The sequence below is a fragment of the Pseudomonas sp. PS01297 genome (genome assembly GCF_029959305.1).
In the GTDB taxonomy this organism is placed as follows: Bacteria; Pseudomonadota; Gammaproteobacteria; order Pseudomonadales; family Pseudomonadaceae; genus Aquipseudomonas; species Aquipseudomonas helleri.
This window is the reverse complement of sequence record NZ_JASCPQ010000038.1, coordinates 34,945-46,651: the sequence shown is the minus strand read 5'-3', so window position 1 is coordinate 46,651 and position 11,707 is coordinate 34,945. Positions and strand designations below refer to the sequence as shown.

The 11,707-nt window shown below is 56.1% G+C and carries 12 protein-coding genes; 7 read left to right on the top strand and 5 right to left on the bottom strand.

Translation table 11 applies throughout. The features are described from left to right. Window positions 1-67: 67 nt before the first annotated feature. Window positions 68-928 carry a MurR/RpiR family transcriptional regulator gene (locus tag QMX84_RS13380; RefSeq protein ID WP_173430580.1) on the bottom strand — a complete coding sequence of 287 codons (861 nt, stop codon included), beginning with the start codon at window positions 926-928 and terminating at the stop codon, window positions 68-70. 205 nt (window positions 929-1,133) lie between these two features. Here QMX84_RS13380 and zwf point away from each other — a divergent pair, with 205 nt between their 5' ends. From zwf to QMX84_RS13365, 3 genes are read left to right on the top strand one after another with little or no spacing between them, the layout of a single operon-like run. Continuing rightward, window positions 1,134-2,603, top strand: a complete 1,470-nt coding sequence (gene zwf, locus QMX84_RS13375) for a glucose-6-phosphate dehydrogenase (protein WP_262125031.1) — start codon at window positions 1,134-1,136, stop codon at window positions 2,601-2,603. Next, complete coding sequence (gene pgl / locus QMX84_RS13370; protein ID WP_282363995.1) at window positions 2,590-3,303, top strand: 6-phosphogluconolactonase; 714 nt, start codon at window positions 2,590-2,592, stop codon at window positions 3,301-3,303. Before zwf ends, pgl begins: the two co-directional genes overlap by 14 nt. After that, window positions 3,300-3,986 carry a bifunctional 4-hydroxy-2-oxoglutarate aldolase/2-dehydro-3-deoxy-phosphogluconate aldolase gene (locus QMX84_RS13365; RefSeq protein ID WP_273222985.1) on the top strand — a complete coding sequence of 229 codons (687 nt, stop codon included), beginning with the start codon at window positions 3,300-3,302 and terminating at the stop codon, window positions 3,984-3,986. Before pgl ends, QMX84_RS13365 begins: the two co-directional genes overlap by 4 nt. Before the next feature lie 179 nt (window positions 3,987-4,165). On the opposite strand, the gene QMX84_RS13360 is transcribed toward QMX84_RS13365, so the two are convergent. After that, entirely contained in the window at window positions 4,166-4,402 is a 237-nt protein-coding gene (locus QMX84_RS13360) for a DUF3820 family protein (RefSeq protein WP_048367925.1), read from the bottom strand. Window positions 4,403-4,608: 206 nt separating this feature from the next. Between QMX84_RS13360 and QMX84_RS13355 the strand changes: the two genes are divergently transcribed. After that, window positions 4,609-5,076, top strand: a complete 468-nt coding sequence (locus tag QMX84_RS13355) for a PA2169 family four-helix-bundle protein (RefSeq protein ID WP_153336007.1) — start codon at window positions 4,609-4,611, stop codon at window positions 5,074-5,076. Window positions 5,077-5,194: 118 nt separating this feature from the next. Here QMX84_RS13355 and QMX84_RS13350 read toward each other — a convergent pair whose 3' ends face one another. Together QMX84_RS13350 and QMX84_RS13345 are read right to left on the bottom strand one after the other, a co-directional pair. Then, complete coding sequence (locus QMX84_RS13350) at window positions 5,195-5,665, bottom strand: MaoC family dehydratase (protein WP_123749777.1); 471 nt, start codon at window positions 5,663-5,665, stop codon at window positions 5,195-5,197. 76 nt (window positions 5,666-5,741) lie between these two features. Then, window positions 5,742-6,686, bottom strand: coding sequence for an alpha/beta hydrolase (locus tag QMX84_RS13345; protein WP_282363994.1), 945 nt, complete (start codon window positions 6,684-6,686; stop codon window positions 5,742-5,744). A gap of 199 nt (window positions 6,687-6,885) precedes the next feature. Between QMX84_RS13345 and fadD2 the strand changes: the two genes are divergently transcribed. Together fadD2 and fadD1 are read left to right on the top strand one after the other, a co-directional pair. Then, on the top strand, window positions 6,886-8,574 hold the full coding sequence (gene fadD2, locus QMX84_RS13340; protein ID WP_282363993.1) for a long-chain-fatty-acid--CoA ligase FadD2: 1,689 nt from the start codon (window positions 6,886-6,888) through the stop codon (window positions 8,572-8,574). Window positions 8,575-8,935: 361 nt separating this feature from the next. Then, window positions 8,936-10,627: a long-chain-fatty-acid--CoA ligase FadD1 gene (gene fadD1 / locus QMX84_RS13335; protein ID WP_123749780.1), complete on the top strand. Its 1,692-nt coding sequence runs from the start codon at window positions 8,936-8,938 to the stop codon at window positions 10,625-10,627. A gap of 151 nt (window positions 10,628-10,778) precedes the next feature. Here fadD1 and QMX84_RS13330 read toward each other — a convergent pair whose 3' ends face one another. Next, a complete protein-coding gene (locus QMX84_RS13330) occupies window positions 10,779-11,159 on the bottom strand; it encodes a hypothetical protein (protein ID WP_048367916.1) in 381 nt (126 codons plus the stop codon). A 198-nt stretch (window positions 11,160-11,357) separates the two neighbouring features. Here QMX84_RS13330 and QMX84_RS13325 point away from each other — a divergent pair, with 198 nt between their 5' ends. Beyond that, window positions 11,358-11,549, top strand: coding sequence for a CsbD family protein (locus QMX84_RS13325; protein ID WP_048367915.1), 192 nt, complete (start codon window positions 11,358-11,360; stop codon window positions 11,547-11,549). Window positions 11,550-11,707: the final 158 nt, after the last annotated feature.

The following is an 11,707-nucleotide window of genomic DNA, read 5'->3' as shown; positions in this document are numbered from 1 at the left end:
AGCTTGCCTCGCGATCTTTTGCCCTTTTAAAAGATCGCGAGGCAAGCTCGCTCCTACAGGAGGGTGATCAGTTGAACTCATCCCCCACCGGATAACGGCTGGCATTCAGGCTTTCTTTGATCTTGCGCAAATGCGGCTGGAAATCCACGCCCCGGCGCAGGGTCATGCCGGTGGCCAGCACGTCCAGCACCGTGAGCTGGATGATGCGCGAAGTCATGGGCATGTAAATGTCCGTGTCTTCGGGCAGCGGGATGTTCAGGCTCAAGGTACTGGCTTTGGCCAGCGGTGAGTTCTCTGCCGTCAGGCCCAGCACCGAAGCCCCATTGGCGCGGGCAATGCGCGCCACTTCAACCAGCTCGCGGGTACGCCCGGTGTACGAAATGATCACGAACAATTCGCCGGTGTGGGCCACCGAGGCGATCATGCGTTGCATCAGCACGTCAGCATGGGCCGTGACCGCCAGGTTGAAACGGAAGAACTTGTGTTGTGCATCCAGCGCCACCGGGGCCGAAGCGCCCAGCCCAAAAAAGTGGATTTGGCGTGCCTGAATCAACAAATCAACGGCGCGGCTGATCAGGTTCGGGTCCAGGGCCTGGCAGGCGCTGTCCAGCGAGGCAATAGCACTGCCGAAAATCTTTTGCGTGTACGCCGCCGGATTGTCATCGGCCTCAACCGCCCGACTCACGTAAGCTGCGCCACTGGCCAGGCTTTGTGCCAATTGCAATTTTAATTCCGGATAACCGCTGACCCCAAACGAGCGGCAAAAGCGATTGACCGTCGGCTCACTGACCGACGCCGCCTGCGCCAGGGCAGCAATGCTGAACCGGGTCGCTTGTTGCGGGTTCTGGAGAATAATTTCAGCTACCTTGCGCTCAGCCTTGTTCAGCTCTTCGAGGCGGCCTTTGATCTGTTCGAGTAAATTTCGCACGCGGTCCATTTGTGTTCCTTGGGTCGGCGATGCAATCAACCGTGCTAAAGCGGTTCGTGAGGTGGCCTATCCTACTGGTGGCCCGAGATGACCACTAGCGGGAATCTGTATTTAGAGAAAATGTTGTGTTTATTACTACATTTTTCCTTGAGTGATGCCTTGAAAAAAGGTATTTGTAGCTTAACTTGATAAAAGAACAAACATCATGCCTTCGATTACGGTTGAACCGTGCACCTTTGCCTTGTTCGGCGCCTTGGGCGATCTGGCCTTGCGCAAACTGTTCCCTGCCTTATATCAACTGGACCGTGCCGGCTTGCTGCATGCCGACACGCGCATTCTGGCGCTGGCCCGTGAGCCGGGCGACGCACTGAGCCACCTGGCGCATATCGACAGTCAGTTGCGCCAGTATGTCGGTGCCAAAGAAATCGAAGATGACGTGCTCACGCGCTTTTTGGCGCGCTTGAGCTACCTGCATGTGGATTTTCTCAAGACCGAAGATTACGTGCCGCTGGCCGAACTGGCGGGGACCGAACAGCGAGTCATCGCTTACTTCGCCACCCCGGCCGCGGTCTACGGCGCCATTTGCGAAAACCTGTCCAAAGTCGGCCTAGCTGACAACGCCCGTGTGGTGCTGGAAAAGCCGATCGGTTCGGACCTTGAGTCGTCGCGCAAGGTCAACGACGCCGTGGCGCAGTTCTTCCCCGAGAACCGCGTGTACCGCATCGACCACTACCTGGGTAAAGAGACGGTTCAAAACCTGATCGCCCTGCGCTTTGCCAACAGCCTGTTCGAAACCCAGTGGAACCAACGCTACATCTCCCACGTGGAAATCACCGTGGCCGAGAAGGTCGGCATTGAGGGCCGTTGGGGTTACTTCGACAAGGCTGGCCAGTTGCGCGACATGATTCAAAACCACTTGTTGCAGTTGCTCTGCCTGATCGCCATGGACCCGCCTGCGGACTTGTCGGCAGACAGCATCCGCGACGAGAAAGTCAAAGTGCTCAAGGCCCTGGCGCCGATCAGCGCCGAAGGCCTGACCACCCAGGTGGTACGCGGTCAGTACATCGCCGGCTACAGCGAAGGCCAGTCGGTGCCGGGCTACCTGGAAGAAGAAAACTCCAACACCCAGAGCGACACCGAAACTTTCGTCGCCCTGCGTGCAGATATTCGCAACTGGCGTTGGGCCGGTGTGCCGTTTTACCTGCGTACCGGCAAGCGCATGCCGCAAAAGCTGTCGCAGATCGTGATCCACTTCAAGGAGCCGTCGCATTACATCTTCGCTCCTGAACAGCGCCTGCAAATCGGTAACAAGCTGATCATTCGCTTGCAGCCGGACGAAGGCATTTCCCTGCGGGTGATGACCAAGGATCAAGGCCTGGACAAAGGCATGCACCTGCGCAGCGGCCCGTTGCAATTGAATTTTTCCGACACGTATCACAGCGCGCGGGTCCCGGACGCCTACGAGCGTTTGTTGCTCGAAGTGATGCGCGGCAACCAGAACCTGTTCGTACGCAAAGATGAAATCGAAGCGGCGTGGAAGTGGTGCGACCAGTTGATCGCCGGCTGGAAAAAGTCCGGTGACATGCCCAAGCCTTACGCGGCGGGCTCCTGGGGGCCGATGAGCTCCATTGCACTGATTACACGAGACGGGAGGTCTTGGTATGGCGATATCTGATTTGAAACTGCCCGAAGGTGTCACTGCGCACACCTTCAAAAACCCGGCGGTACTGGCCGAGGAGCTGGCCACTAAGGTGGTCGGGCAACTGAGTGACGCTATTAAAGCGCAAGGCACTGCGACCTTGGTGGTCTCCGGTGGGCGTAGCCCGGTGGCGTTTTTCCAGAGTTTGATCAAACAACCGCTCGACTGGTCAAAAGTGGTCGTCAGCCTGGCTGACGAGCGCTGGGTGCCGGTAGAGCACGCCGACAGCAATGCCGGTTTGCTGAAAAAACATTTGCTCCAGGGTCCGGCTGCTAAAGCGCGCTTTGTGGGCTTGTACAACGTTGCTGCCAATCTCGAAGATGCCGCAGAACAGGCCGATCGAGCCTTGGCCGAGCTGCCGCCGATTGACGTGCTGATTCTGGGCATGGGCGATGACGGGCATACCGCTTCGTTGTTCCCGAACAGCCCGAACCTGGCCGAAGCGTTGACGCTGGACAACCCCCGTCGCTGCTGGCCGATGCTGGCGCCAACTGTGCCGCATCAGCGTTTGAGCATGAGCCGCAGCCTGTTGGCGAGCGCAAAACACAAGGTCCTGTCGATTAGCGGGCAGGGCAAATTGAACACCCTCAACGATGCGCTGGGAGGCACCGACATTGCCGCCTTGCCGATTCGTGCCTTTCTGCAACCTACGTTAGAGATTTACTGGTGCCCATGAGCCAAGGATCAGCTGCCATGACAACACGCATTGCCAACGTCTCGATGGCGCAAAAAGTCGCCCTGATCGACGATTTGTGCGCCAAGGCGCGCATTTTGCCGGTGATTACCATTGCGCGTAAGCAGGACATTTTGCCGTTGGCCGATGCGCTGGCGGCAGGTGGCCTGACAGCCCTGGAAGTCACCCTGCGTTCAGAGTTCGGCCTGGAAGCCATCCGCGTACTGCGTGATCAGCGCCCTGAGCTGGTGACCGGTGCTGGCACCATTCTGGATCGCCACATGCTGGCGGCTGCCGAAGAGGCCGGTTCGCAATTTATCGTCACGCCGGGCATTACCCGTGACCTGCTCGAAGCCAGCGTGGCCAGCGATATCCCGCTGCTGCCGGGCATCAGCAATGCCTCCGGCATCATGGAAGGCTATGGCCTGGGCTATCGCCGATTCAAACTGTTCCCGGCTGAAGTCAGCGGTGGCGTCGCCGCCATCAAGGCGCTGGGCGGCCCGTTTGGCGAAGTGAAGTTCTGCCCGACCGGCGGTGTAGGCCCGGCGAATATCCGCAACTACATGGCGTTGAAAAACGTCATGTGCGTGGGCGGTAGTTGGATGCTAGACAGCGAGTGGATCAAAAACGGTGATTGGGCGCGCATTCAAGAATGCACCGCCGAGGCACTGGCACTGCTGGATTGATGACCTTGTAACGAATTGTTGTGTGTTCTACGGTTTTTGGTGCGCTTGGTCGGCGCACCTTTTTTTTGCCTGTCGATAGGGGCCTTTTAACCTTGCGGATCAAGATCAAAAGATCGCGAGGCAAGCTCGCTCCTACAACTACGTCCGGGCGCGCAGCGGCCGTATAACCCTCTCATCGTTCAATGACGTGGCTTGGGCTTGCCATGTTTGGCCCGCAACGGGTCCAGCAGGTCCGAGAGGCCGTTGTGATCGATCTCTTGCATCAACGCCAGCAAACCACCCAATTCCCCTTTGGGGAAGCCTTCGCGGGCAAACCAGTTCAGGTACTGACCCGGCAGGTCGGCGATGATTCGGCCTTTGTATTTGCCGAAGGGCATTTCGTGGGTGATCAGCAGTTCGAGTTTTTCGGGGTTCATTCCTGGGCCTTCAGTGCGTGCAGCAACAGGTGGAAAATACAGGCATTTTGCATGCAGGCCAAATGACAGATCATGCAAAACCGCCGGAAGCTGGTTTTCTATAATTAGGTAAGTTATTGATTTATAAGTTTTTATTTTTATTCAAAAGCTGGCACGAGGACTGCAATCTCTATTGCACGATCCTCAACTCAGCAAGGAATTGAAAAATGACTGACCTTAATAAAGAAGCCATCTCTGTCCTGAACGACCTGATCGAAACCAGCAAAGATGGCCAGGAAGGCTTCAAGACCTGCGCCGAAGACATCAAGAACCCTGAGCTCAAAGCGCTGTTTGTTAAGCGTTCTGCAGATTGCGGTACGGCCGCAGCTGAGCTTCAGGCTGAAGTGCGCAAGCTTGGCGGTGACCCGGAAACCAGCACCAGCGTAGCCGGTGACCTGCACCGTCGTTGGGTCGACGTTAAGTCGATCTTTACCGGCAAAGGTGAAGAGGCTGTGCTCAACGAAGCCGAGCGCGGTGAAGACCATGCGCTGAAAGCGTATAAAGAAGCGCTGGAGAAAATCTCCAAGCACAACCTGATCGGCATCCGTGATGTGGTTGAGCGCCAGTACTTGAACGTACAACGCAACCACGACCAGGTTAAAGCACTGCGTAACCAGGCGCGTGCCCGGGCTTAACCTCAGCCCTTAAGCCAATGTGGGAGCGGGCTTGCCCGCGATAGCAGCAACGCGGTCTTTAACAGGACCGCGTTGTTTTTATCGCGAGCAAGCCCGCTCCCACTTTTTTGGCGCTCAATCAGCCAATGCTGATGGCTGGCAACACCGGCAGGTTCACGGTTTGTTGCTTGCGTGGCGCAATGATCTCAGCTTCGCCGTCGACCACGATTTCTTCACGTTGGTTGAACACTCGGGTGGCAATGCGCACGCGAAACTTTGGCAGCTTTTCCAGAATCTCCAGACGCACGGTCAGGGTGTCGCCGATTTTGACCGGCTTCTGAAAGGTCATTTGCTGGCCCACATAAATAGTGCCCGGGCCAGGCAGCTCGCACGCCACGGCCGCGCTGATCAGTGCACCGCTGAACATGCCGTGGGCAATGCGCTCTTTGAACATGGTGGCGGCGGCAAATTCTGGGTCGAGGTGCACCGGGTTGTGGTCACCAGACATGGCCGCAAAAAGCTGAATATCACGCTCTTCGACGGTTTTGCTGTAGCTGGCAGTCTGGCCGACTTCGAGGGCTTCGTACGGGGTGTTGGTAACCTGGGTCATCTAGCGCATGTCCTGTGACGGGTGATTAGTTTCAAGTTTTTGATTTTAAAGTCTTTTTAAAAAAGAAGTGATTCGATTATTCGCTGCGCGGCGGGCGTGAACAGCTTAGCGCCTGATTCAGCCATGCGATGACATCAGCCGTCACATCGTCGCGGTTGGTTTCATTAAATAGCTCATGACGCGCGTGGGGGTACAGATTGAGTTGCACCTGTTGAAGTCCCGCCTTGCGCAAAGCGTCGCTCAGATCTACCAGACGCTTGCCTTCACTGACCGGGTCACAGGTGCCGCCGATAACCAAAACCGGAAGTGAAGAGTCAATCTGGACGAGATTGGACGCTTTGCTGATTTGCTGCAAGCCACCGAGCAGGTCGACCCACAACTGATTGGTGCACCTAAAACCGCACAACGGGTCATTGGCGTAGGCGTCGACCTCGGCCGGATCACGGCTCAGCCAGTCATAGCGTGTGCGATTGGGCTTGAAGGCTTTATTGAATGAACCGAACGACAGCCATTCGATCAGCGCGCTGCGGCCTTTAGGCCCTTGGCGCCAACGCTCGAAACGGGCAATCAGGCTGGCGCTGCGGTACAACGCCACCGGTTGAAAATTGGAAGCGCTGAGGATCGCGCCCTGTACGCTGGCGCTGTGATGCAGCAAGTACGCCTGGGCGATGTAACTGCCCATGCTGTGGCCGAGAATAAACACGGGTGTGCCGGGGTGCGACTGGCCAATGTGGCGGTTAAGGTTTGCTACATCGCTGACCACCGCGCACCAGCCGTCTTCATCGGCGTAATAACCCAGCGTGCCGCGTTCTGCCGTCTTGCCATGCCCGCGCTGGTCGTGGGCATACAGCCCAAAACCGGCCTCACTCAAGGCCTGGCCCAAACGTGCGTAGCGCCCACCGTGCTCGGCCATGCCATGGGCCAACAAGACAATTGCTTTGGGCTTATCCTCAGGTAGCCACTGGTGCACGAAAAGCCCTGTACGGTCATTCGTCTCCAGCCAAAAGGTGTGTGGGTTCATGGCAGTTCCTTTACACGGTGTCGTAGCACTGTATAGCGCATTAACGGCACCACAGGCGAAATCACAGTAATAAGATTCAAGATGTAAATGGCGAAGATCGCCTTATTTGCCTACTACTTGATAACTGTTAACGTCCGGATGCTGTGCTTTTACTGCATCACGATGCAGCCAGACATGCTCAGGTAAGAGGATAAAAACAATGCATCCTGATTTCTGGAACGACAAACGTCCCGCAGGCGTACCGCTGGACATTGATATGACTGCCTTCACCTCAGTGGTGGATGTCTTTGAGCGCTCCTGCAAAAAATTTGCAGACCGGCCTGCCTTCAGTAACCTCGGGGTCACCCTGACCTATGCCGAGCTTGATCGCCTCAGCGCGGCGTTTGCCGGTTATTTGCAGCAGCACACCAACCTGGTGCCCGGTGACCGCATCGCAGTTCAAATGCCCAATATTCTGCAGTACCCAATTGCGGTGTTTGGTGCGTTGCGTGCGGGCCTGGTGGTGGTTAACACCAACCCGTTGTACACCTCGCGTGAAATGCGCCATCAGTTCAAGAGTGCGGGCATACGTGCATTGGTCTACCTGAACATGTTTGGCAAGCGCGTACAGGAGGTGCTCGAAGACACTGAAATCGAATACCTGATCGAAGCAAAAATGGGCGACCTGATGCCCACCGTCAAAGGTTGGGTCACTAACCTGGTGGTCGATAAGGTTAAAAAGCTCGTGCCGTCCTACCGGTTGCCGCAGGCCATTCCTTTCAAGCAGGTGTTGCAGCAAGGAGCAGGGCATCCGTTGCGGTCGCTGCAAGTCAGGCTGGATGATATTGCTGTGCTGCAATACACCGGCGGCACCACGGGGTTGCCGAAAGGCGCAATGCTGACCCATGGCAATCTCGTCGCCAATATGCAGCAGATTCGCGGCTGCTTGTCCCAGCATGCCGAAGATGGTTTGCCGCTGCTCAAGGAAGGCCAGGAAGTCATGGTGGCGCCGTTGCCGCTCTACCATATCTATGCGTTCACCGCGAATTGCATGTGCATGATGGTGACCGGCAACCACAACATTCTGATCACCAACCCGCGTGACATCGCAGGCTTTATCAAGGAGCTCAAAAACTGGCGTTTCACTGCATTTTTGGGCCTGAACACCCTGTTTGTGGCGCTGATGGACCACCCGGAATTCAAGACCCTGGATTTCTCCTCACTCAAACTCACCAACTCGGGCGGCACGGCGCTGGTCAAGGCCACGGCCGAGCGTTGGGAAAAACTCACCGGTTGCCGCATCGTCGAAGGCTACGGCCTGACCGAAACGTCGCCGGTCGCCAGTGCCAACCCTTATGGCGGGTTTGCCCGACTGGGCACGGTGGGCATGCCGGTGCCGGGCACGCTCATGAAAGTCATCAGCGATGACGGAGCTGAACTGGGGCTGGGAGAGCGCGGCGAACTGTGCGTCAAAGGCCCGCAGGTCATGAAAGGCTACTGGAAAAACCCCGAAGCCACGGCCGAGGTGCTGGATGCGGAGGGCTGGTTCAAAACCGGCGATATCGCGGTGATCGATCCCGATGGGTATGTGCGCATCGTCGACCGTAAAAAAGACCTGATCATCGTCTCCGGTTTCAATGTGTACCCCAACGAAATCGAAGACATCGTGATGGCTCACCCCAAGGTGGCGAACTGTGCCGTTATCGGAGTACCCGACGAACGGACAGGCGAAGCCGTCAAATTGTTCGTGGTGCCGCGTGCTGGCGGGGTGAGCGTTGAAGAGCTCAAGGCGTACTGCAAAGACAATTTCACCGGTTACAAAGTGCCCAAGCAGATTGTGGTTCGGGATTCATTGCCCATGACGCCGGTGGGCAAGATCCTGCGCCGCGAGTTACGAGATACCGTCTGATTCGTTCAGTCAGGCGACAAATGCCCGTGTGCCATTGGCACGCGGGCTTTTTTATTGTGTGCAAAATCAACCGGTGCGCGTCTTCAAAAGGCCCTTAATGGCGCTGTAAGCCTTTGTTTAGACGGGTTTTGACAAAAATAGAGTTATGGCTCTAATGGTGACTTAGGATTGTAGGACAGTCAGAAAAGTGACGCTAAGGGCCTTTTTTGGCTCTAGGCGGCCTCTGGCAAAGCTGCTACTCTCGGCGCGCTTTGTGACTTCTCGGTAAGTAAAAAAGCCAGAATTACCATTACAAAAATCAAACAAATAATAACCGCATCAAATGCGGTGAAGAATTCGCGACGCTGAGGAGTGGGCTTCCATGATTGAAGACTTTTGGAAGGATAAGTACCCAGCTGGGATTGCTGCTGAAATCAATCCTGACGAATACCCAAATATTCAGACGGTATTGCGCCAATCTTGCCAACGTTTCGCCGATAAGCCGGCCTTCAGTAACCTCGGCAAAACCATCACCTACGGTGAGCTTTACGAGCTGTCAGGCGCCTTTGCTGCCTGGTTGCAACAGCACACCGACCTGCAACCTGGCGACCGTATCGCCGTACAACTGCCCAACCTGTTGCAATACCCGATTGCTGTGTTCGGAGCCATCCGCGCCGGTTTGATCGTGGTCAACACCAACCCGCTGTACACCGCGCGGGAAATGGAACACCAGTTCAATGACTCCGGCGCCAAGGCGCTGGTGTGCCTGGCCAACATGGCGCACCTCGCCGAAAAGGTCGTGCCGCAGACCTCGGTCAAGTATGTGATCGTCACCGAAGTGGCCGACATGCTGTCGCCGTTCAAGCGTGTGCTGATCAACAGCGTCATCAAGTACGTGAAGAAAATGGTCCCGGCGTACCACTTGCCGAACGCCATCAAGTTCAACGACATCCTCAGCAAAGGTCATGGCCAGCCCGTCAAGGAAGCCAACCCGATCAGCAGCGATGTCGCGGTGCTTCAATACACCGGCGGCACCACCGGCGTGGCCAAGGGCGCGATGCTGTCCCACCGCAACTTGATCGCCAACATGTTGCAGTGCAAGGCGCTGATGGGCTCCAACCTCAATGAAGGCAGCGAGATCCTCATCACCCCGTTGCCGCTGTACCACATCTACGCGTTTACCTTCCATTGCATGGCGATGATGTTGCTGGGCAACCACAACATCCTGATCAGCAACCCGCGCGATCTGCCGGCGATGGTCAAAGAGCTGTCGAAGTGGAAGTTCTCGGGCTTTGTCGGGCTCAACACCTTGTTTATTGCCCTGTGTAACAGCGAGGCTTTCCGCAAGCTGGACTTTTCGCACCTCAAGGTCACCTTGTCGGGCGGTATGGCGTTGCAATTGTCAGTGGCTGAGCGCTGGAAGACCGTGACCGGTTGTCCGATCTGCGAAGGCTACGGCATGACCGAAACCAGTCCGGTGGCGTCGGTCAACCCGATCCAGAACATCCAGGTGGGCACCATCGGGATCCCGATGCCTTCTACCTTGTGCAAAGTCATCAACGATGCGGGCGAAGAGTTGCCGTTGGGTGAAATTGGCGAGCTGTGCATCAAAGGCCCGCAGGTCATGAAAGGCTACTGGGAGCGCCCTGACGCCACCGCCGAAATCATGGACAGCGATGGCTGGTTGAAGTCCGGTGACATTGCGGTGATTCAGCCGGATGGCTATATGCGCATCGTTGACCGCAAAAAAGACATGATCCTGGTGTCGGGCTTCAACGTGTACCCGAACGAGCTGGAAGACGTCATGGCCTCGTTGCCAGGTGTTTTGCAGTCGGCGGCGATTGGTATTCCGGATGAAAAAACCGGTGAACTGATCAAGGTCTTCATCGTGGTCAAGCCGGGCATGACCCTGACCAAAGAACAGGTCATGGCGCACATGCGGGCCAACCTGACGGCTTACAAAGCACCCAAGATCATCGAGTTCCGTGAGAGCCTGCCAACGACCAACGTGGGCAAGATCTTGCGTCGCGAATTACGCGATGAAGAACTGAAAAAACTGGGCCTCAAAAAATAACCCCGCCCAGACACAACAAAGCCCCGCATTGCGGGGCTTTGTTGTTTTTGCAGCGGCTGCACACCCTCTGTAGGAGCGAGCTTGTCTCGCGATCTGTTTAAAAGATCAAAAGATCGCGAGACAAGCTCGCTCCTACAGGGGGCTAGCTCAATTACTTCTGCAGGAACTGCGCGAAATTGACGCCGGTGCCTGCTGGACGCACGTCCTGCAGGAAGGAGTCTTTGTCAGCGCTCAGTTCAAGGCTCATGGTCGGCGTGCGCTTGTGCGTCGCTCGGACCACCATGCCTTCGCGTTTTTCACGCAGGAAAGCGGTAGTGACCTTCAAATGCAGCAACTCATCGGTGCTCGGGGTGTGCAACAGCAGGTGCACCCATTCGTATTGACCGATGGCCAGGCGGGCCAGAGGAATATCGAACCACCAGATGTTCTTGTTGGTGTTCAACGTAGCGAGATGGCAGTTGTTGACGCCCAGTACCGCGCCGCCAAGTTCCTGGTTTCTGCGGGCGATGGCCTGCTTTTTATCGAGTTTCATAACCTTCCTACAATTGCGGATCTTCAGCGCCATAGCCTGAATACGTTGCGCATTCTCAGGGGTTAGCGGGCAAACATAAAGCGCAACCTGCGCTGCGCGACGAAATGAGCCACAGAAAATAAATGAAACTCTGCTCGACGTCTGCGGGTCAACCTAGATGTCGAGAATGACATCCGAACTTTCACTAGGAGAAATCCCATGAGCAGCACTGGCGATAAGATCAAAGGCATGGCGAACGAAGCAGTAGGCAATGTCAAACAAGCGGTGGGTAAAGCCACCGACAACGACAAGCTGCGCGCAGAAGGCAAAGCCCAGGAACTGAAGGGCGAAGCGCAGCAGACTGTCGGTAAAGCCAAAGATGCAGTGAAGAACACCGTCGATAAAGCGTAATCGGGTACTTCGTCACTTGCCCTGAAAACGGCCATCCTCGAGGTGGCCGTTTTTATGGGTTTTGCGGTTACGTATTTCCAAAGTCGCCATTTGAACTACTTTTGAGGTAAAACCCCCGTACTGAACCCGTTGCAGAGGGTGTGTCGAGCTCAATTTAT